This window comes from Kitasatospora sp. NBC_01246 (assembly GCF_036226505.1).
Classification (GTDB): Bacteria; Actinomycetota; Actinomycetes; order Streptomycetales; family Streptomycetaceae; genus Kitasatospora.
Window position 1 is genome coordinate 448,440 of record NZ_CP108484.1, and the last position, 18,470, is coordinate 466,909.

At 73.8% G+C, this 18,470-nt stretch carries 19 protein-coding genes and 1 pseudogene; 9 read left to right on the top strand and 11 right to left on the bottom strand.

The features are described 5' to 3' along the window. The first annotated feature begins 217 nt into the window (after positions 1 to 217). Positions 218 to 838, top strand: coding sequence for an L-threonylcarbamoyladenylate synthase (locus OG618_RS01945; protein ID WP_329485351.1), 621 nt, complete (start codon positions 218 to 220; stop codon positions 836 to 838). Between the two features lie 148 nt (positions 839 to 986). Here OG618_RS01945 and OG618_RS01950 read toward each other — a convergent pair whose 3' ends face one another. Beyond that, positions 987 to 1,601 (bottom strand): dihydrofolate reductase family protein, encoded by a 615-nt coding sequence (locus OG618_RS01950; protein WP_329485352.1) that lies wholly within the window; start codon positions 1,599 to 1,601, stop codon positions 987 to 989. Between the two features lie 288 nt (positions 1,602 to 1,889). Here OG618_RS01950 and OG618_RS01955 point away from each other — a divergent pair, with 288 nt between their 5' ends. Together OG618_RS01955 and OG618_RS01960 are read left to right on the top strand one after the other, a co-directional pair. Then, positions 1,890 to 2,309 (top strand): hypothetical protein, encoded by a 420-nt coding sequence (locus OG618_RS01955; RefSeq protein WP_329485354.1) that lies wholly within the window; start codon positions 1,890 to 1,892, stop codon positions 2,307 to 2,309. Positions 2,310 to 2,555: 246 nt separating this feature from the next. Next, positions 2,556 to 2,897, top strand: a complete 342-nt coding sequence (locus OG618_RS01960) for a hypothetical protein (protein WP_329485355.1) — start codon at positions 2,556 to 2,558, stop codon at positions 2,895 to 2,897. 79 nt (positions 2,898 to 2,976) lie between these two features. On the opposite strand, the gene OG618_RS01965 is transcribed toward OG618_RS01960, so the two are convergent. Further along, entirely contained in the window at positions 2,977 to 3,672 is a 696-nt protein-coding gene (locus OG618_RS01965; RefSeq protein WP_329491982.1) for a fasciclin domain-containing protein, read from the bottom strand. A gap of 59 nt (positions 3,673 to 3,731) precedes the next feature. Further along, a pseudogene (locus OG618_RS37960) lies at positions 3,732 to 5,016 on the bottom strand (molybdopterin-dependent oxidoreductase). Positions 5,017 to 5,274: 258 nt separating this feature from the next. Between OG618_RS37960 and sigK the strand changes: the two are divergent. Further along, positions 5,275 to 5,859, top strand: a complete 585-nt coding sequence (gene sigK / locus OG618_RS01980; RefSeq protein ID WP_329485356.1) for an ECF RNA polymerase sigma factor SigK — start codon at positions 5,275 to 5,277, stop codon at positions 5,857 to 5,859. Continuing rightward, on the top strand, positions 5,856 to 6,626 hold the full coding sequence (locus OG618_RS01985) for an anti-sigma factor (RefSeq protein ID WP_329485357.1): 771 nt from the start codon (positions 5,856 to 5,858) through the stop codon (positions 6,624 to 6,626). Before sigK ends, OG618_RS01985 begins: the two co-directional genes overlap by 4 nt. A 149-nt stretch (positions 6,627 to 6,775) precedes the next feature. On the opposite strand, the gene OG618_RS01990 is transcribed toward OG618_RS01985, so the two are convergent. Beyond that, on the bottom strand, positions 6,776 to 8,296 hold the full coding sequence (locus OG618_RS01990; RefSeq protein ID WP_329485358.1) for an MFS transporter: 1,521 nt from the start codon (positions 8,294 to 8,296) through the stop codon (positions 6,776 to 6,778). 113 nt (positions 8,297 to 8,409) lie between these two features. On the opposite strand from OG618_RS01990, the gene OG618_RS01995 reads away from it, so the two are divergent. Then, positions 8,410 to 8,925 carry a MarR family winged helix-turn-helix transcriptional regulator gene (locus OG618_RS01995; protein ID WP_329485359.1) on the top strand — a complete coding sequence of 172 codons (516 nt, stop codon included), beginning with the start codon at positions 8,410 to 8,412 and terminating at the stop codon, positions 8,923 to 8,925. Positions 8,926 to 9,038: 113 nt separating this feature from the next. Here OG618_RS01995 and OG618_RS02000 read toward each other — a convergent pair whose 3' ends face one another. The 3 genes from OG618_RS02000 to OG618_RS02010 all read right to left on the bottom strand — a co-directional run bounded on the left by OG618_RS02000 (position 9,039) and on the right by OG618_RS02010 (position 11,177). Continuing rightward, entirely contained in the window at positions 9,039 to 9,896 is an 858-nt protein-coding gene (locus tag OG618_RS02000; RefSeq protein WP_329485360.1) for an SDR family oxidoreductase, read from the bottom strand. 109 nt (positions 9,897 to 10,005) lie between these two features. Beyond that, positions 10,006 to 10,470: a hypothetical protein gene (locus OG618_RS02005; protein WP_329485361.1), complete on the bottom strand. Its 465-nt coding sequence runs from the start codon at positions 10,468 to 10,470 to the stop codon at positions 10,006 to 10,008. 188 nt (positions 10,471 to 10,658) lie between these two features. Continuing rightward, positions 10,659 to 11,177 carry a MarR family winged helix-turn-helix transcriptional regulator gene (locus OG618_RS02010; protein WP_329485362.1) on the bottom strand — a complete coding sequence of 173 codons (519 nt, stop codon included), beginning with the start codon at positions 11,175 to 11,177 and terminating at the stop codon, positions 10,659 to 10,661. Positions 11,178 to 11,397: 220 nt separating this feature from the next. On the opposite strand from OG618_RS02010, the gene dacB reads away from it, so the two are divergent. Further along, on the top strand, positions 11,398 to 13,005 hold the full coding sequence (gene dacB / locus OG618_RS02015) for a D-alanyl-D-alanine carboxypeptidase/D-alanyl-D-alanine endopeptidase (RefSeq protein WP_329485363.1): 1,608 nt from the start codon (positions 11,398 to 11,400) through the stop codon (positions 13,003 to 13,005). A gap of 319 nt (positions 13,006 to 13,324) precedes the next feature. Here the strand turns inward: dacB and OG618_RS02020 are convergent, their stop codons facing one another. Both OG618_RS02020 and OG618_RS02025 read right to left on the bottom strand, forming a co-directional pair. Continuing rightward, on the bottom strand, positions 13,325 to 14,017 hold the full coding sequence (locus OG618_RS02020) for a hypothetical protein (RefSeq protein ID WP_329485364.1): 693 nt from the start codon (positions 14,015 to 14,017) through the stop codon (positions 13,325 to 13,327). A gap of 288 nt (positions 14,018 to 14,305) precedes the next feature. After that, positions 14,306 to 15,370, bottom strand: coding sequence for an aldo/keto reductase (locus OG618_RS02025; RefSeq protein WP_329485365.1), 1,065 nt, complete (start codon positions 15,368 to 15,370; stop codon positions 14,306 to 14,308). Positions 15,371 to 15,497: 127 nt separating this feature from the next. On the opposite strand from OG618_RS02025, the gene OG618_RS02030 reads away from it, so the two are divergent. Together OG618_RS02030 and OG618_RS02035 are read left to right on the top strand one after the other, a co-directional pair. Next, positions 15,498 to 16,352, top strand: a complete 855-nt coding sequence (locus tag OG618_RS02030; protein WP_329485366.1) for a helix-turn-helix domain-containing protein — start codon at positions 15,498 to 15,500, stop codon at positions 16,350 to 16,352. 183 nt (positions 16,353 to 16,535) lie between these two features. After that, positions 16,536 to 16,733: a hypothetical protein gene (locus OG618_RS02035; RefSeq protein ID WP_329485368.1), complete on the top strand. Its 198-nt coding sequence runs from the start codon at positions 16,536 to 16,538 to the stop codon at positions 16,731 to 16,733. On the opposite strand, the gene OG618_RS02040 is transcribed toward OG618_RS02035, so the two are convergent. Together OG618_RS02040 and OG618_RS02045 are read right to left on the bottom strand one after the other, a co-directional pair. Beyond that, complete coding sequence (locus OG618_RS02040; RefSeq protein WP_329485369.1) at positions 16,711 to 17,856, bottom strand: RNA polymerase sigma factor; 1,146 nt, start codon at positions 17,854 to 17,856, stop codon at positions 16,711 to 16,713. The two genes, OG618_RS02035 and OG618_RS02040, sit on opposite strands and share 23 nt — an antisense overlap. After that, positions 17,853 to 18,260, bottom strand: coding sequence for a YciI family protein (locus tag OG618_RS02045; protein ID WP_329485370.1), 408 nt, complete (start codon positions 18,258 to 18,260; stop codon positions 17,853 to 17,855). Before OG618_RS02045 ends, OG618_RS02040 begins: the two co-directional genes overlap by 4 nt. Between the last annotated feature and the right edge of the window lie 210 nt (positions 18,261 to 18,470).

Genomic DNA, 18,470 nt, shown 5'->3' on the forward strand with positions numbered 1-18,470 from the left:
GCGGGGAGGGTGTCCGGCCGATCGGTCGCGACGACCAGCGGCGGTGGTCCACCGGTCCGGTGGACCACCGCCGCCGCGACCGTGTCCCGCCGGGGCCCCGGGCCGCCCTCCGGAAGGAGCGCACGTGCGCCCGGCCCGCGCCGGCTGCCGGGGGAAGGCTCCGGCCTCCGGCGCGGGCCGGGCGCGGGGCGGGCCGTGGATCCCGTAGGGTCGGCCAATGGCGAAGTACTTCGACGTTCACCCGCAGACCCCGCAGGCCCGCACCATCGGCACGGTGGCCGAGAGCCTCCGTGCCGGGTCCCTGATCGCGTACCCGACCGACTCCTGTTTCGCCCTCGGCTGCCGCATGGGCAACACCGAGGGCCTCGAACGGATCCGGACGATCCGGCGGCTCGACGACCGCCACCACTTCACCCTGATGTGCGAGAACTTCGCCCAGCTGGGCCAGTTCGTCCACATCGACAACGCCGTCTTCCGCGCCATCAAGGCGGCGACACCGGGCAGCTACACCTTCATCCTCCCCGCCACCAAGGAGGTCCCGCGCCGGCTGATGCACCCGAAGAAGAAGACGGTGGGGGTCAGGATCCCCGACCACGTCGTCACCCAGGCCCTCCTCGCCGAACTCGGCGAGCCCCTTCTCTCCAGCACCCTGCTCCTCCCCGGCGAGGACGAGCCCCTGACCCAGGGGTGGGAGATCAAGGAGCGCCTCGACCACGTGCTGGACGCCGTGGTGGACTCCGGCGACTGCGGCACGGAACCGACCACGGTCGTCGACTTCTCCAGCGGCGAGGCGGAGATCGTCCGGCGCGGCGCCGGCGACCCCGCGCGCTTCGAGTGACGCCCCGGCCACAGGCCGACCGGGGGGTCCAGGGCCGGTTCGCCGGGGGCTGAGAGCGGGCCGACGAGCCGTGGGCGACGTCGGGGCACGGGAGGGACCGGTACTCCGGTCCCTCCCGCGGCCGGCCGGGCGCCTGGGGAACGCGCCGTCAGTGGACGTCGTAGGTCACGTGCGTCGCGGTCGATGTCGCGAGGACGCTCCGCTGTACCAGGGTGCGCGGCACCGCGCCGGTGAACAGGGGTGTGCCGGCGCCCAGCAGGACGGGGGCCAGGTGCAGCGACAGCAGGTCGACCAGGCCGGCGTCCAGCGCCGAGCGGATCAGGGCGCCCCCGCCCATCAGGACGACGTCGAGGTCCCGGCCGCTGCTCGCGGAAGCCGCCTCGGCGTGCCGGCGCGCGACGGTGACGGCATCGGGCAGACCGGTGGTGACGAACGTCCAGTCGAGGGCGCCGAGTCGGACGGACTCCGGCCGCGAGCTCGTCACGACGACGAAAGCCGGTTTGCCGACCTCCGCGGCGCCGTAGCCGGTCTCGTCGTCCCAGCCGTGCGGCCCGTCGACCAGGTCGAAGAGCCGGCGGCCGAGGATGACGGCGCCCGAACGGCCGGTCGCCTCGCGCAGGAGCCGACGGTCGTCGGGGTCGTCGGAGAACGCCCAGGTGTGCAGCGCCTCGCCACCGGTGCCCAGCCCGCTGTCCGGGCCCGGGTCCGGTCCGGTGACGAAGCCGTCGAGGGAGACCGAGATGTCCGCGATGATTCGTGTCATGTCGAGGTGGACTCCATCTGCCGCCTGCACTCATCTGTCATGGCCGCAGTATGTGACGCACGCCACTCGCCCTCAACAGGACGCGCTCGGGGTTCGCCGATCCGGGACGGGCGGGCGGGCGGGCGGCGGGGAGGCGAGCCACGGCCTGCCCCGGCGGCACCGCGCGGTTGCGCGAACGCGCACCCCGCGAAGGCCCGGTGAACCCCTCGGACCTGAGCAGCCGTCACCTCGACAGAGGAAGCCGTCCGCCGGACGGGCGGCTCCGGTCCGCGCTACTGAGGAGTACCCATGAAGAAGATCAAGACGGCGGTGGCCGCCGCCGTTCTCGCCGGTGTCGCGTCGATGGCCGCGCCCGCCAGCGCGGTGGCGGAGCCGATGCACTGCACCAGCCCGGCTTGGGGCGGCGAGTACCTCTGCGGCGGCGAGTTCGGCCAGCCCGGCATGGCCGAGTACGCCTACCGGGACGGTCGCCGACAGGTGTTCGTCATCGGCACCGACCACGCCGTGTGGACGCGTTCGAGCAGCGCGGCCGGCAAGAAGACCGCTTGGACGTCCCTGGGCGGCTACCTGATCGGTGGCGTCGGCATCATCGCCTCGGACACGGGCGGGGGCCAGTTCGAGGTCGGCGCGAGGGGCACGGACGGCGGCCTCTGGGCCCGGAGCCACGCCGCGAACGGCAGCTGGACGGCCTGGGCCCGGATCGCCTAGCACCCCGACTCCCCCGGCCCGTCGGGCATGCGAGCGTGCGCGCGTCGACGTCGGCGGCGAGCCGCGGCCGAGCCGCGTCGTCGTGCCATCGCGCCGCCGGCCGTGCCCTGGCGACGATCTCCCCGCCCGGTGTCCGGCGGGGAGTTCGTCGTTTCGGCTGCCGGGCGGTCTCACGGAGATCCACCGCCCCGGACGTTCACCGGCTTCCGCACCGGGAGCCGGATCGGCCTGGGTACGCTCGGCCCCATGGAAGATCGCGAACAGTACGTGAGGTACCAGCGGGACCGTGCCGTGCTGGCGGCGATCGGGGCCCATCTCGATCCCCAGGTCGATCGGATCACCGTGCGGTTGCCGCGCTCCGTCGCCGAGTCGGCGGTCGCCGCCTGGGACCGTGACGAGCTGGGCGAGGTCGGCGAGGAGAGCATCGCGGAGTACGAACTGCGCAACGACGCCGGTGACCTGGCCCTGATCGGCCTGATGATCACCGGCCGCGGTGTGTGGGACGCCGAGGGGGTCGTCGTCGATCTGGGTGTCATGGTCGTCGCGGGGGCGTTGCGGGCCGCGCTGGAGGCCGGGCCGCACGAGTGAGGGGCCGTTCGCCCGGTGGACGCGGTCCCCGGCCCTGGGACATGGGGCCGGGGACCGCGGTCGGTGGGGCGACGAAGGGTCAGGAGGCGGGCATCAGCACGGTGTCGACGATGTAGACGGTGGCGTTGGCGGTCTGCACGTTCCCGCAGAGGACCTTGGCGGACCCGTTGACGGCGAACTCGGGCGTGGCACCCGTGACGGTGACCTCGTCGGCCTCCAGGGTCTTGTGCGCACCGGTCAGGGCCGTCGGGGCCAGCCGCTGCGGGACGACGTGGTAGGTGAGGATCTTGGTGAGCTTGTCCTTGTCGGCGAGGACGGCGTCGAGGTCGGCCTTGGGCAGCTTGGCGAAGGCGTCGTTGGTGGGGGCGAAGACGGTGATGTTCTTCGCGGAGTTGAGGGTGTCGACGAGACCGGCCTTCTTGACCGCGGTGACGAGGGTGGAGAGCAGCGGGTTGTTGGAGGCGGCGGTGGCGACCGGGTCGGCGGCCATGCCCGTGAAGGAGCCGGCGCCGTCCTTGGGGACGGCGGTGCAGGCGGCGCCGAACGGCTGCCCGGTCATCGCCTGTCCGGCCGTGCTCGCCCCGGCCGTGCTCTGGGCGGCCGGGGAGTCCGGCACGGGTACCGGGTGCGCGGCCCCGGTGGTCGCGGCCGCCGCGGTCGGCGCCGGGCCGGCCGCCGTGGAGCTGTCGTCGCCCCCGCAGGCGGTGAGCGTGGCGGCGAGGACGCCGCCGACGAGCAGGGCGGTGACGGGCTTGCGGCGCAGGATGGTGGTCATCGGTTTCTTTCTCTTTCGGATGGGTGGTGGCGTCCCGCTCGGAGCGGGGGTCGGACGGTTCACAGGACGGTGACGACGGTGCTGTGCCAGCCCGTCGCACCGGCCGGGAAGGGCGGTCTGCGGGTCTCCTCCTGGACGGCCCCGGTCGCGTCGGTGGCGCGGACCTCCAGGCGGTGCGTGCCGGGCGTGGCCGAGCGCCAGGTGTGGTGCCACTGCCGCCACACGTCGGGCCCGGCGTCGGCGGCGAGCACCGCCTCCTGCCAGGGCCCGCCGTCGACGCGGACCTCGACGGCGGCGACGCCGCAGTGGGTCGCCCAGGCCGTGCCGGCGACGGTGACGTCCCCGCCTGGCACCCGTGCGAAGGCGGCGGGCACGTCGATGCGGGAGGCGGTGCGCACCTCGCCGGTGCGGTCCCACCCGCGCTGCACCCAGTACGGGTCGCGGGGCGGCGAAGGTGGTGACCTCCAGGTCGACCAGCCACCTGGTGGCGGAGGTGTAGCCGTAGAGGCCCGGGACGACGGTGCGGCAGGGGAAGCCGTGTTCGACGGGCAGCGGCGCGCCGTCTATGCCGATCGCCAGCAGGGCGGCGCGGCCGTCCAGGACCGACGCCACGGGTGTGCCGATGGTCATGCCGTCCTCGGAGCGGCCGAGCAGCTGCTCCGCACCGGTCCGCAGACCGGCCCGGCGCGGCAGGCCCGGCAGCGAGGCCCCGAGCCGGCGGGTGGTGCCCGCGTACGGGCCGCCGACCTCGTTGGAGACGCAGGTCAGGGTGTGGTCGAGTTCCTCCATCGGCAGCGCGAGCAACTCGTCGAAGGACAGTTCCAGGGGCCGGTCGACCAGGCCGTGGATCCGCAGCGTCCAGTCGCGCGGGTCGATCCGGGGCAGGGTCAGGGCCGTGTCGACGCGGTAGAAGTCGGCGGTCGGCGTGCGCAGCGGTGGGAGTCCGGGGATCCGTGGCCCGGCGGCGGGCGGCAGCGCTGGCAGGGGGCGGGCCGGTGGCGGCAGGACGACGGCCGCGGCGCGGTGGCGGGCCGCCACGGGCCCCAGGGCGACGGCGAGCAGTGCCATGACGGTGTAGATCCCGGTGAGGAGCACGGTCTTGTCGGAGGTGCCGAAGGAGCGCACCGCCCACTCCTTGACCGCGGTGGGCGCGAGGTCGATCGCGGCCGAGCCGATCGCGATCACCGGGGCCGCCTGCGGGCGCAGGAGGGCCGCCGCCGTCTCGCCGACGGCGAGGGCCGCGCAGGCGGCGGCCGCGCCGAACGCCATCAGGGCCGTCAGCGCTCCGGCACGGTCGCGGCGCCCGGCGCGTCGGGTGGTCACATCGTTGCTCACACTCCCCATTCGGTCGGCTCGGCGCCGCGGATGGGTCCGTTGCCCGGGTTCACTCGATCGGGTGAGGGGGGCGACCGGATCCGTCCGAAGGCAATCCGCCGGCCCGCCGGGGGCGAATACCGTCCGACCGGTGAACGACATTCCTGAAGCCCCGAACCAGGCCCGGACGGTCGCCGTGCCTGCCGCACGCGACCGTCCGGCCGGTACGCCTCGCCGCTGCATCCGCCCGGCCGGTCACCGGAGTTGCGGATCGCGGGGGCGTGGCAGGTGACCGCCGTCGCCTTCCTGCCCGGCCGCTCCGAGCCGCCGGGCGACCTCAAGGCGGTGATGGCGCTCGTCGCCGCCGGTGATCACGAGGCGTTCGCCCGGCTGTACGACGCGGTGGCCGGCCCGGTGTTCGGCCTGGTTCGCCGGATCCTTCGGGACGAGGCCCAGTCGGAGGAGGTGACGCAGGACGTGATGCTGGAGGTGTGGCGCGGCGCGGCCCGCTACGACCCGCTGCGCGGGGAGGTACTGCCCTGGGTGATGACCATCGCCCACCACCGTGCCGTGGACCGGGTCCGGCACTGCGAGGCGGCGGCCGACCGCGACCGGACGGTGGCCGCCGGCAGCCGGGAGACGCCCTTCGACGAGGCCGCCGAAGGAGCCGGTACCTGGATGGAGCGACAACAGGTCCGGCACTGCCTGCGGCGCCTGACCGATCTGCAGCGCGAGTCCGTCCTGCTGGCGTTCTACCAGGGCCTGACCCACCGGGAGGTCGCCGAACGGCTGAGCACCCCGTTGGGCACCGTCAAGACCCGGATGCGCGACGGTCTCATCCGCCTGCGCGACTGCCTGGGAGCCGGATCATGACCGCCCCCGCCGACAGCGATCTCCACCTGCTCACCGGCGCGTACGCGCTGCACTCCCTCGACGCGGACGAACGTGACGCCTTCGAGGCCCATCTCGGCGGGTGCGAGAGCTGCGGGGAGGAGGTGGCGGGCTTCGCCGCGGCCCTGAGCCGGCTCGGTACGGCCCAGGCGGTCGAGCCACCGCCGCGGCTGCGGGCGGCGCTGCTGGCCCGGCTGGAGGGGGAACACCAGTCGCCGCCGCTCCCCCGGCACACCGGCGCGGCCGCGCCCCGGGTCGCGCCGCCCGGCGTCCGCCGGCGGGCCCGCTGGCCGCGGTTCGCCCTGGCCGCCTCGCTGGCCGCGACCACCGCGCTCGGTGTCCTCGCCGTGCAGCAGCACGAGCAGGCCCGGCGGGCGCGTTCCGACGCCGGGCAGTTGCGTGCCCGGCAGGCGGCCTTCGGCGAGTTGCTGACCGCCCCGGACGCCCGGGTGAGCACCGTCACCGCCGGTTCGGGTGTCGGCACCGTGGTCTGGTCGGCCGACCGCAACCGGGCCGGGTTCCTCGCCACCGGCCTTCCCGATCCCGGGCCCGGCCGCGTCTACGAACTCTGGCTCGACCACGCGGGCACCTACCTCCCGGCCGGTCTGCTGCCGGACGGCGACGGCGCCCTCCTGCTCACCGCGCCCCTGGACGGTGCCCGGTCCGTCGGCCTGACGGTGGAGCCCGCCGGCGGGTCGGTGCGGCCGACCGGCGAGCCCGTGCTGGCCCTGCGCCTGGGGCGGACCTGATGCCCGGCCGCCCGGGGCCGGCGGCCGGGCACGCCGAGGGGGGTGCCGGGCCGCCGGCCCGCGGCCGGGTCAGGAGGAGGTGACCCGGCCGCGGTGCGGCGGACGGCGGTGTTCGGCGGGCTTCCGCGGGCGCCCTCCCCAGCTGTGCTTCACGCGGTGAGGTGCCGCTCCGCGTCGGAGCCGGTGGCGGGCGCGGTGGCGGCGGCGGTGCCGTGCTGCTCTTCCTCGGGGCGGCCCTTCCTGGGCAGCAGGAAGGTGATCGCGAAGAAGACGGCCAGCAGGCAGGCCTGGACGATCAGCGCGCGGTGGAAGCCGCCGGTGAAGTCACCGGCCTTGGCCTGGGCGAAGAACACCGAGCCGAAGACCGCGACACCGATGGAACCGCCGACCGCCTGGACCGCCGACAGGACACCGGAGGCGGAACCGATCTCGTCGTCGTCGACCGCGGCCAGGATGAAGCTGAACAGGGCGGCGATCACCATGCCGGCGCCGATGCCCGCCACCGTCACGCCGGGGACGACGTCCCAGATCGAGAACGAGGTAACGTCCAGGCCGTCGAGCTCGAACCACAGCACGCCCGCGCCGGCCAGCTGGACCAGCGGTCCGATCTGCAGCACCTTGCGGCCGATCCTGTCCGCGAGGAACGCGCCGCTGACCGCGCCGCCGATCGCGGTTCCCACCGCGAGGGGCAGGTTGCCCAGTCCCGCCTCACCGGCGGTGAAGTGCCGGCCGATCTGGAGGAACAGGGTAAGAACGAGCTGGGTGCCGATGAGCCCGCCGAAGAACAGGGCGATGCCGCCGAGGCCTACGGTGAAGGCCGGCTTGCGAAGCAGGCCCGGGGTCACCAGCGGCTCGCGTCCTGCGGCTGCCGTGCGGCGCTGCTGGAGGGCGAAGAGGGCGAAACCGGTCGCCGAGGCGGCCATGGACAGCCATGTCCACAGCGGCCAGCCGTTCTCCTGCCCCTGGTTGAGCGGCAGCACCAGCAGGGCGCAGGACGCCACGACCAGCGCGGCGCCGGTCGTGTCGACCCGTACGGAGCGGTCGCCCGCCTTCTTGGGCAGGAACTTCGCGGCGACGATCAGTGCCGCGATTCCGATGGGCAGGTTGACCAGGAACACCGACCGCCAGCCCAGGTCGAAGTAGTCGCCCTCGATGAGGAAGCCGCCCAGGACCGGGCCGATGATGCCGCCCAGGCCGAGGACCGGTCCGAAGACCGCGAAGACCTTGGTGAGCTCGGGGCCGGAGAAGTTCTCCCGCAGCAGGCCCAGGCCCTGGGGCAGCAGCATCGCTCCGGCGGTGCCCTGCAGCAGGCGGAAGGCGATCAGTGACTCGATGTTCGGCGCGACCGCGCACAGCAGGGAGCTCGCGGTGAAGGTCGCCAAGCCGATCAGGAACATGCTGCGTCGGCCGAAGCGATCGCCGAGCCGGCCGCCGAGCACGAGGCCGGCGCCCAGGGTGAGGGCGTAGCCGCCGATCACCCATTGCAGTCCGACGGAACCGGCGCCGAGGGACCTCTCCAGGTCCGGCCCGGCAACGTTGACGATCGAGGCGTCCAGGAGATCCATGATCTCCGCGACGATCATCACCGCCAGGATCAGCCACCGCCACCGGTATGGCTCGGTCGTCCTGTCGGGGATGGGAGACGGGGCACGCACGTCAGATACCTCCATGGTGAAGTAATTCCATGATGAAGGTAAATTGATGGGGGTAGGTTGTCAAAGGCGGGCCGCCCACCTGGACGCCCGGCGGGCGAGACGAGGTGGCAGTGCCTGTGGAGGAAGCGATGGGCGACGGTGTCGCGGCGCGGCGCGAGCGGCTGATGGAGGGGCTGCGGATCCATGGCGGCCACTACGCCGAACTCAGCCGGCGCTTCGCCGCCTGGCTGGGCCTGCACTCCACCGACGCGACCGCGGTGCTGGAGATCGCCGCCGCCGAGGAACGCGGGGCCCCGCTGTCACCGGCCCGGCTGAGCGAGCGCATCTCCCTGTCCACGGGAGCCACCACCGCGCTCCTCAACCGCCTCGAAGCGGCCGGGCACATCACCCGCACCCGCGAGCACTCCGACCGGCGCATCGTCACCCTGCGCGGCGGCCCGCACATCCAGGAGCGGGCGGACGAGTTCTTCGGCCCGCTCGCCCACCGCCTCGACGCCGCGATGGCCCCCTACCCGCCACAACTCCTGCAACAGTTCGAGCAGTTCATCACCGCTCTGAACGCCACCATGGACGCCCACCTCGCCGAGCGGAGCCCGGTGGCCCCACCCCCCGGCTCCCCCCGGGGGACCGCAGGCGCTGGCTAGGGGTGGCGAAGACCGTCGTCACGGCCAGGGCCAGCCATCCACCCACAGCGTCCGCAGCGGTCGGGCCCCCGGGGCGCGACCGCTGCGGAGCCGGGGCGGGCGCCGCCGGCGGGCTACCGGTCGAAATGGTGCCGGTGTTCGGCCAGGAAGGCGTCGAGGGTGCGGGGCGAGCGGCCGAGGACGTCGGCGACGGTGCTGGTGGGTGTCTCGGGGCGGGCGACGGCCAGTCGCTGGATCTCCACGACGTGGTCGGCGAGCCAGTCTGGCATGCCGGCCCGGTGGACGAGGTCGTCGCGCATCTCGTCCGGGGCGAGGTCGACGTACCGGATCAGGCGGCCGGTCACCGCGGTCAGCCGGGCGGCGAGGTCGGGATGGGAGACGGCCTCCGGTCCGGTCAGGGTGTAGGTGCCGCCCGCGAGGTGACGGCGGGTGAGCACGGCGGCCGCGACATCGCCGATGTCGCGGCTGTCGACGTAGTTGCAGGGCGCCTCCCCCATCGCGCCGAGGACGACCCCCTCGGCCACGGCGGGCGCCAGGCGCAGGAGGTTCTGCATGAACGCGTAGGGCCGCAGGACGGTGCCGGTGAGTCCGGAGGCGCGCAGGTGTGCCTCGACGGCGTGGTGTCCGCGGGATATCGCGACGGGCGAGTCCGGCTCGGCCGCCGGGGCGGAGACCTTGACGACGTGTCCGATGCCGCTGACCACGGCGATGTCGATGACGCGGGTTTCGAGCGCGACCTGCGCGGGGCTGTTGGCCATGGCGAGGAAGAGCTGGTCGGCGCCCTCGAAGGCGGCGCGCAGCGAGTCGGGGTCGCCGGCGTCGGCGTACCGGACCTCGACGAGCCGGTCGTGCCGCGGGCCGGCGGTGCCGGGGAGCGGCCGCTGCGGGGTGCGGGTGAGGGCGCGCACGGGTACGTCGAGTGCGCGGAGGCTGTGGAGCAGGGCGGTTCCGGTGGTTCCGGTCGCTCCCATGACAACGATCATCGGGTGTCCTCATATACCTGGTGTCTTCCGCGGCGGCGGGTGCCGCCGGGTTCAGTGACGGCCGGAGCCGGGGCCACGGCCGGGGTTACGGCCGGGGTTACGGCCGGGGCTTCGCGACGGTGCCGCGCCAGCGCAGGGTGACGATGGTGGTGGCGAGGACGGCGGAGACGGGCAGGTCGACGCGCAGCCGCCGCAGCCAGGGGGCGGCGGGAAGCGTGGTGTGCGCCGGCAGCCATGCGGCGACGAACCACCCCAGCCCCGCCGCCACGCCGGCGGTCGCGACGACGAGCAGCACGGTCAGCACGAGCCGCGGCAGGGCGAGGGTCCAGCGCCGTGGCCGCCCGCCGTGCCGCAGCCAGGCGCCGACCAGGAACGCCACCACGGCGGAGGTACCGGCGATGGAGGTGACGGCCGCCACCGTGAGGTCCGCCTGACCGGTGACCACCCCTGCGGTACCGGCCATCAACGCGGGAGCGGCGTAGGCGGTCAGCACCTCGCGCCACAGGACGAACGGCCGCGCGGCCGCCCGGCTCGGGGCGGTTCGGTCCTTCGTTGCGGGCATGTCGGCCTCTTCTTCTCGTTCGGGTTCCGATAGGCGAAAGGGTTAGACCGGGCAGCCGGGCGGGCTCACCCCGGTCAGGTAATTAGTCGGCTAATTACTACTCCGTGAAAAGGGCTCCCGTCCACGGGACGGGAGCCCGGGCCGGCCTACGGCCGGGGTCGGCCGACTGGGCCGGGGTCAGTCGGCGGTCAGTCGGCCGTCAGCGCCGAACTGCCGCGCACGACGCGGGAGAGCAGGTCCAGGAACACCGTGCGCTCCTCGACGGTGAGCCCGCCCACCATCGCCTCCAGTCGCCCGAAGTGCTCGGGCGCCATGTCGCGAAGGCGCTGCGCACCGCGCGCGGTCAAGACCGCCACCGTGCCGCGCCCGTCCTCGGTGGACGGGCGCCTGGCGACCAGGCCCTCGCGTTCGAGTCCGTCGAGCAGGCCGGTGACCGTGGCCCTGGAGACGTCGAGATCGGCCGCCAGCTGGGAGGGGGACTTCTCTCCCCCGTGACCTTCGAGGTCGGAGAGCAGGCGGTAGCGGCCCGTCGAGAGCCCGAACCGGGCGAAGTGCGCCTCGGCCGCCCGGCCGACTCTCGCGCCCGCGGAGATCAGTCGCACGGCGACCAGCACCGCCTGCGGATCGACCGCCAGCCCGTAGTGCCGCAGCTGCCATCCGGCCTGCTCCAGCGTGGGCTGCTCACCGTCGCTACCGTCCCTCGTCATGCAGATAATATGGCAGCTAATGACTTGGCCCGTCAAGGAGCCATCGGAATTCATCGAAAGGCGCCACCCGACGGCCGGAACCCCGGAGTGACGGCAGGACGCGTGGCGGGAGGGTGAACCGCGCTCCGGCCCCAGCGGCCGGGGCCACCGCCCGGGTATGTCTCGCGGAATGTCCGACCGTCAGGACGGCGCCGGTACCCGGCCCAGAACAGGTGGATCCATGAGTTCGACCCCCAGAAGTCGCCGTTTCCGGGCCGCGGCCCTCCTCACCAGCCTCGCGACCGTGCTCGTCCCCGCGCTGACGCTCGGCACCGCCGCGCCGGCCGCCGCGCACGGCGACGAGCTGAGCGCCGAGATCCGGGCCATCATGGCCAAGCCCGGCTACGAGCACGCCCAGTGGGGACTGCTGGAGCGGGACGGCACCACCGGCGAGGTCATCCACTCCCAGTTCCCCGACCAGTTCTTCCTCCCCGGCTCGACGGCCAAGCTGCTCAGCGTCTCGGGCGCCTGGCACGCGCTGGGCGGCGACCACGAGTTCACCACCCCCGTGCAGGCCGTCGGGCAGCAGAACGGTTCGGCCCTGGACGGCAACCTGGTCCTGATCGGCCAGGGCGACCTCACCATGGGTGGCCGCACCGCGCCGGACGGCTCGGTCTCCTACACCCCGATCGACCACACCTACGCCAACGACGTGCCCGGCGCGACCCTCACCCCCGAGGACCCGCTGGCCGGGCTCGACCTGATCGCCCGGCAGGTGCGTGATGCCGGACTCACCCGGATCGACGGCGACGTCGCCGTCGACACCCGACTCTTCAGCTCCTTCCCTGGCCTGGACCCGACTCCCACCCCGCTGATCGTCAACGACAACGTCATCGACCTGCTGACCACCCCGACCGCCCCGGGCCAGAGCGCGCAGCTGACCTGGCGTCCCCAGGTCGCGCCGTACCAGGTCGAGTCGACGGTGCGGACGGTCGCGGCGGGCAGTCCGACCGACCTGACGGTCTCCGCCTCCCCCGACGGCACCCGGATCACCGTCTCCGGCACGATCGCGGCCGACGCCCCGCCCACCCTGCGGATCTCCCCGGTGCAGGACCCGGCCGCGTTCGGGCGCACCGCCCTGATCGAGGCCCTCGGCCGCGCGGGCGTCACGGTCACCGCCTCGCCGACCGGGCCGAACCCGACCGACAAGGTGCCGGACTCCTACGACGGCACCCGGCGGGTGGCCGCCTACGTCTCCCCGGTCTACGCGAAGTACGCCAAGCTGATCCTCAAGGTCAGCCACAACCTCGGCGCCAATCTGGCCATCTGCCTGATGGCCGTGACCGCGGGCAGCCACCAGTGCGAAAACGGCTTCCCCGTCCTCAACGAGTTCCTGCGCGGGGCCGGGATCGACCCGACCCAGGCCCAACTCCTCGACGGCCGCGGCGGAAACCCGGTCGACCGGGTCACCCCGAGGATCGAGACCGACATCGTGAACTACTGGCAGAACACCCCGGAGGCCGCCCGCTTCCGCGACGCGCTGCCGATCCTGGGCGTGGACGGCTCGCTGGCCGGCGCGTGCGCCGGCTGCCCCACCTGCCCCGGCAAGGGCAAGGTCTGGGCCAAGCCCGGCAGCGTGGTCGGCGAGGACGGGCTCAACCAGCGGCTCGCCGTCGGCGCCCAGACCCTGGGCGGCTACCTCGACGCCGGCCACGGCCGGCTGAACACCTTCTACCTGGCCGTGAACGGCGCGTCCACGCCCGACATCGAGGGCTTCCTCGACGAGATCAACGACCTGGCCCGGATCGCGGGCCTGCTGCAGCAGGAGGCCGAGGCACGCAATAGCTGAGGTCCGAGGCCGTCCGGCGGGCCCGGCCGGACGGTGACCGGCGGGGGTACGGCCGCAGCCGGGGCGCCCCCGGCCGTGCCCCCACCCGGGTGCCTCCGGGGTGCGGGTCAGGTCCGGGCCTCGCGGCGACAGATCCGGTCGTGCTGGCGGATGCCGATCAGGGCGGCTTCGAGGCGTGAGGCCACTGCGCCACGAGGAGGGCGTACTCCGGTTGGGAGAGCCCTTTCGCCGCCCGCAACAGGGTGAGGGGGTGTGCCATGGGAGAGCCTTGGGTTTCAGGACGGTGCCGGGAGAGGGTCTTCCGGTGCGGTTCCAGATCCTAGGAAGCCCCTTCGGGCTGTGCCAGGCTTCGAGGCACCCCCCTGGGCACGCCCGGCCCGTAGGGGTTGCCCTCCGGGGCCGACTCTGCTGGCGCTTCCTCCGCAGGTGATCGGCCCGGCGGGACGGGCCGCAGGGTGGTGGGGTCGGCGATCAGCCAGGCGGTGTCCTTGTCCTCGCCCCACCGTACGTTCGCGATCCAGGGCAGCTCCGGGCCCGGGCGGCGACGCGCGGTGACCAGGCAGGAGCGCCAGTGGCCGCCGACCCGCGCCCAGGCCAGGCGCCAGCACCGGTCGGCGCCGTCCTCGGCGGGCGTGCCGGCCAGCTCGGCGGGCACCGCCACCGCGTCCCGCCACCGACCGAGGAACGGCGCGGCCGGTGGAGGCGCGTCCTGCGGCTCGGGCAGCGGCCGGACGGTCTCCTCCGTGTACAGGAACCACCCCCAGGGCTGTGGGCTGTCCGTGTCGGGCGCCCAGCGCACATGGACCACCCAGCAGGCGGCGCCGGGCGGGCGCCGCCACACGGTGAGCATCCCCGGGCGCCACTCCCCGCCGAGCCGGATCTCCACCAGCCGCCACCGCCGCACGTCCCGGGATGCTCCGGGCAGGGTCATCAGCTCGCGCGGCGCCCGCTCGGCATCGCCGGGCCGCTCGGGCGGGCGGACGGGGCGGGAGAACGGAACGGCCGAGGTCATGAACCCATTATTCGATTGTTTGTTCGAGTGATCAAACGTCAGCTGCGCGGACCGCCGGATGGGGGCCCTGTGCCGACGCGTGATATCTGTCCCGTGCGCGAACTGGTGGTCACCAAGATCCACACAGCCGATCCGTGATTCCTGAGTCGTGACGCGCTGGTTGGAACCTGGTCACGAGAGTGGGAACCGGTCCGACCGTCGCCGACGCGGAAGCGATCCGGACGTGGCTCGCCCGGACGGTGAACCGACCGCGGCTCCGGACTCCGGCTCCCGCCGCCGGCGGCCGGGTCAGCGGCGGCTCTCGATCCGCAGGCCGCCCGTGGTCACCCGGCGGATCGGCTCGCTCACCAGCAGCTCGTGCGGCTGGCCGAGGGCGATCGCGCCCGCCGCGTCGAGCCGGGCCAGCTGGGCGTCCGTCAGCTCGACCGCCAGGGCGCCCAGGTTGTCCTCCAACTGGGCGCAGGTGCGGGCGCCGAGCAGCGTGCTCGTCACGCCCGGGTTCCGCAGCGTCCAGGCCAGCGCCACCTGGGCCGGAGTGTGCCCCAGCTCGTCGGCCACCTCCCGGACCACCCCGGCCACGCCGAGGCTGCGTTCGGTGAGGGTTCCCAGGGCGAGGTTGTGGCTCCGGCGGGTGCTCCCGTCGGGGCCGGCGCCCGTCGCGCCCACGTCGTCCCGGCCGTACTTGCCACTGAGCACGCCGCCGCCGAGCGGCGAGTACGGGACCACGCCCAGGCCCAGCTCCCGGGCCATCGGGATCAGGTCGCGCTCCGCGGTGCGTTCGATCAGGCTGTACTCGAGCTGCAGCGCGACCAGCGGCGACCAGCCGCGCAGGTCCGCGATCGCCTGCATCCGGGACACCTGCCAGGCCGGGGTGTTGGAGATCGCCACGTACAGCACCTTGCCCTGCCGGACCAGGTCGTCCAGGCCGCGCAGCACCTCCTCCACCGAGGTCCGGAAGTCCCAGACGTGCAGGTACAGCAGGTCGAGGTAGTCGGTGCCGAGCCGCCGCAGGCTGCCCTCCACCGAGCCGAACAGCGCCTTGCGGTGCCCGCCCCCGGAGTTCGGGTCGCCGGGGCGGCGCAGGGTCGAGTACTTGGTCGCCAGCACCAGGCGTTCGCGCTCCTCGTGGGCGAACTCGCCCAGCAGGCGCTCGGAGCTGCCGTCGGTGTAGGTGTCGGCGGTGTCGAGGAGGTTGCCGCCGAGCCCGACGTAGCGGTCGAACAGCTTGCGGGCCTCGGCCCGTTCCGCGCCCCATCCCCATTCGGTGCCGAAGGTCGCGGTGCCCAGGGCCAGCGGTGAGACCCGCAGTCCCGAGCGGCCCAGCAGCCGGTAGTCGTCGAGGGCCAGTGCCATCGGGTTCTCCAGTGTTCGCGTGTGTTCGTGTTCCCTTGCCGGGACCGAGTCTGCAGCGACGGCGGGTCCCGGATAAGGGAGGGACTTTCCTGGGAAGACCGGTCCCACCCTGGCGGTTGGACCGGTCATGACGACCCGCACCATGGACACCACCGAGGAACTGGCCGCCTTCCTGCGCAGCCGGCGCGAACGGCTGGACCCGGACCGGCTGGGCCTGCCCGCGCACCGGCGGACCCGGCGAACGCCCGGACTGCGCCGCGAGGAGGTCGCCGAGCTGGCCGGAGTCAGCACCGACTACGTGGTCCGGCTGGAGCAGGGCCGGGGGCTTCGGCCCTCCGCGGAGGTGCTGGCGGCGCTGGCCCGGGCCCTGCGGCTGGCACCCGGCGAACGCGACTACCTCTTCGACCTGGCCGGACGGCGCCGCCCCGGCACCACCGGCGGGCCGGCCGCTGGTCCGGCGCCGTCGCTGGCCCACCTGGTCGACGACCTCTCCCCGTTGCCCGCCATGCTGCTGGACCACCGCTACGACCTGCTGGCCTGGAACCCCGAAATGGCCCGGCTGCTACCGGAGTTCGAAGCCGTTCCGCCGGAGCGGCGGAACGCGATGTGGCTCTGCCTGCTGCACCCGCCGATGCGCGGCTTCTACGCCGACCGCGAGAGGGTGCTGCGGGACGGCGTCGCCCATCTGCGCGCGGCCTGGGCCGCCCACCCGCAGGACCGGGCACTGGCCGGGCTGATCGCCGAATTCACCGCGCAGGACGAGGACTTCGCCCGGCTCTGGGCAGAGCGGGAGGTCCGCGTCAACGGCCGCGGTCGTAAGCTGCTGCGGCACCCGGCCGTCGGGACGATCGCCGTCGACTTCGAGGTCCTGCTCCCGCTGGAGGACCCCGAGCTCCGGCTTCTGGTCTACCGCGGCGCGGACGACGAGAGCCGCGTAGCCCTGCACCGGCTGTGCGGCGGTGACGGGCGCCAGGAAGGCTGACAACGCACGGCTGGTGGCAGGAAGCGTGACCACTTGCGCTGGATGGTGTCGACGCCGAGGTGGGTGAGGACGCCGTGCCCGCCGTTCTTCCCCCCCCGGACGTGCAAGGTGTCCCGGTGTCCCTGGACAAGCGCCGCCTGCGCCGCGCCTTCGGGCCCGGGCTACCGGAAGAGCGGCGCGACCGTGATCACCCCCGTCCGGATCTCCCCCGCCGTGCGGACAGGCCCGCTGTTCGGCGGGGAGGTCTCCGTGCACAGCCCGGACGGCCGGCACGGACGCGACACCCGGCAGCAGTTCGACGTCGAGGTCGTCGAACGGCTGCCGACGGAGGACCGCTACGAGCGCCGGGCCCGCCGCGTCACCGGCGCAGCTGCGCGTTGAGCCGGGCGGCCTGCCGGGTGAGGTGGTCGCGTTCGGGGAGGGTGGGCGCCGACCGGGCGGCCTGGGCGTAGAGCCGTGCCGCGGTCGCCGGATCACCGTCGCGCTCGTGGAGGTACGCCGCGACGGCGGTGTACCTCGGCAGGGCGGGGTCGAGCTCCGCCAGGGCGGCCAGCCCCGCCCGGGCGCCGTCGGCCTCGCCCACCGCGACGGCCCGGTTGAGGCGTGCCACCGGGCTGTCGGTGAGCCGTACCAGCTCGTCGTACCACTCGACGATCTGCACCCAGTCGGTCTCCTCGGTGGTCCGGGCGTCGGCGTGGAGCGCGGCGACGGCCGCCTGGGCCTGGAACTCGCCCAGGCGGTCGCGGGCGAGGGCGGCCTGGAGCACGTCGACGCCCTCGGTGATCAGCCGGGTGTCCCACAGGCCGCGGTCCTGCTCGGCGAGCGGCACGAGCCTGCCGTCCGGGCTCGTCCGGGCCGGGCGCCGGGCGTGGTGGAGCAGCATCAGCGCCAACAGGCCCGCGACCTCCACGTGGTCGGTGCCGGCCGCCAGTTGGCGGGTCAGCCGGATCGCCTCGGCCGCGAGGTCGACGTCCCCGGAGTACCCCTCGTTGAAGACCAGGTAGAGCACCCGCAGCACGGTGGCGACGTCACCGGGCCGGTCGAAGCGGACGCCGGAGACGGTCCGCTTGGCCCGGCTGATCCGCTGGGCCATGGTCGCCTCCGGCACGAGGTAGGCCTGCGCGATCTGCCGCGTGGTCAGGCCGCCGACCGCGCGCAGAGTGAGCGCGACGGCGGAGCCCGGCGTCAGGGACGGGTGCGCGCACAGGAAGTACAGCTGGAGCGTGTCGTCCACCGCCTCGCCCCGGTCGGGCACGGGCTCTGCCTCGACCAGGTCCTCGCGCCGCCGCCGGGAGGTGTCGGCCCGGACGGCGTCGAGGTACTTGCGCCAGGCCACCGTGACCAGCCAGCCCTTCGGGTCGCGCGGCGGGTCGTCCGGCCACCTGCGCACGGCCTCGACCAGGGCCTCCTGTACGGCGTCCTCGGCCGCCGCGAAGTCCGCTCCGCGACGGACGAGGACACCGATCACCGCGGGCACCAGGGCCCGGAGCAGTGCTTCGTTCACTCGGTGGCCGTGCACTTCTCGCCGTAGAACGGGCGCACCTCAAGCCACTCGTGGATGGGCTTGCCCCCCGCGCCCGGGGCCGCCGACAGCTCGCCGGCCAGCTCGACCGCGCGCTCGTAGGTCTCCACGTCGATCACCATCCAGCCGGCGATCAGGTCCTTGGTCTCCGCGAACGGACCGTCGGTGACCGGGGGCCGCCCCTCGCCGTCGTAGCGGACGAACGTGCCCTCCGGGGAGAGCGCCTGGCTGTCGACGAACTCGCCGGTGCCCTCCAGCCGGGCGGCGAAGTCACGCATGTACTGCACGTGGGCCGTCACCTCCTCCGGCTCCCACTGGTCCATCGGCACGTCGTTGACCGCCGCCGGCGCGCCCCGGTAGTGCTTGAGCAGCAGGTACTTGGCCATGATGTTCTCCTTGGTGAGGTACGGCCCATTGTGGCCGTCTTCACCCCTGGGACGGAGCCGGGCGCGGGTTCTCGACATCCCTTCGCGAACTTTCTTCCACGGTTTTCGGGGCCACCGTGCTCCGGCGGGGGATCGTCCGGTGCTCGGCGTCGCCGTGGTCGAAGGTGTGACGGAAGGACCGGTCCGGGCAGCGGCACCGTGACGCGTCGG

Excerpts from the sequence above, each read along its gene's own strand:
- OG618_RS01945 (WP_329485351.1), top strand. The coding sequence starts at position 218 with ATGGCGAAGTACTTCGACGTTCACCCGCAGACCCCGCAGGCCCGCACC.
- OG618_RS01950 (WP_329485352.1), bottom strand. The coding sequence starts at position 1,601 with ATGACACGAATCATCGCGGACATCTCGGTCTCCCTCGACGGCTTCGTC.
- OG618_RS01955 (WP_329485354.1), top strand. The coding sequence starts at position 1,890 with ATGAAGAAGATCAAGACGGCGGTGGCCGCCGCCGTTCTCGCCGGTGTC.
- OG618_RS01960 (WP_329485355.1), top strand. The coding sequence starts at position 2,556 with ATGGAAGATCGCGAACAGTACGTGAGGTACCAGCGGGACCGTGCCGTG.
- OG618_RS01965 (WP_329491982.1), bottom strand. The coding sequence starts at position 3,672 with ATGACCACCATCCTGCGCCGCAAGCCCGTCACCGCCCTGCTCGTCGGC.
- OG618_RS01985 (WP_329485357.1), top strand. The coding sequence starts at position 5,856 with ATGACCGCCCCCGCCGACAGCGATCTCCACCTGCTCACCGGCGCGTAC.
- OG618_RS01990 (WP_329485358.1), bottom strand. The coding sequence starts at position 8,296 with ATGGAGGTATCTGACGTGCGTGCCCCGTCTCCCATCCCCGACAGGACG.
- OG618_RS01995 (WP_329485359.1), top strand. The coding sequence starts at position 8,410 with ATGGGCGACGGTGTCGCGGCGCGGCGCGAGCGGCTGATGGAGGGGCTG.
- OG618_RS02000 (WP_329485360.1), bottom strand. The coding sequence starts at position 9,896 with ATGGGAGCGACCGGAACCACCGGAACCGCCCTGCTCCACAGCCTCCGC.
- OG618_RS02005 (WP_329485361.1), bottom strand. The coding sequence starts at position 10,470 with ATGCCCGCAACGAAGGACCGAACCGCCCCGAGCCGGGCGGCCGCGCGG.
- OG618_RS02010 (WP_329485362.1), bottom strand. The coding sequence starts at position 11,177 with ATGACGAGGGACGGTAGCGACGGTGAGCAGCCCACGCTGGAGCAGGCC.
- dacB (WP_329485363.1), top strand. The coding sequence starts at position 11,398 with ATGAGTTCGACCCCCAGAAGTCGCCGTTTCCGGGCCGCGGCCCTCCTC.
- OG618_RS02020 (WP_329485364.1), bottom strand. The coding sequence starts at position 14,017 with ATGACCTCGGCCGTTCCGTTCTCCCGCCCCGTCCGCCCGCCCGAGCGG.
- OG618_RS02025 (WP_329485365.1), bottom strand. The coding sequence starts at position 15,370 with ATGGCACTGGCCCTCGACGACTACCGGCTGCTGGGCCGCTCGGGACTG.
- OG618_RS02030 (WP_329485366.1), top strand. The coding sequence starts at position 15,498 with ATGACGACCCGCACCATGGACACCACCGAGGAACTGGCCGCCTTCCTG.
- OG618_RS02045 (WP_329485370.1), bottom strand. The coding sequence starts at position 18,260 with ATGGCCAAGTACCTGCTGCTCAAGCACTACCGGGGCGCGCCGGCGGCG.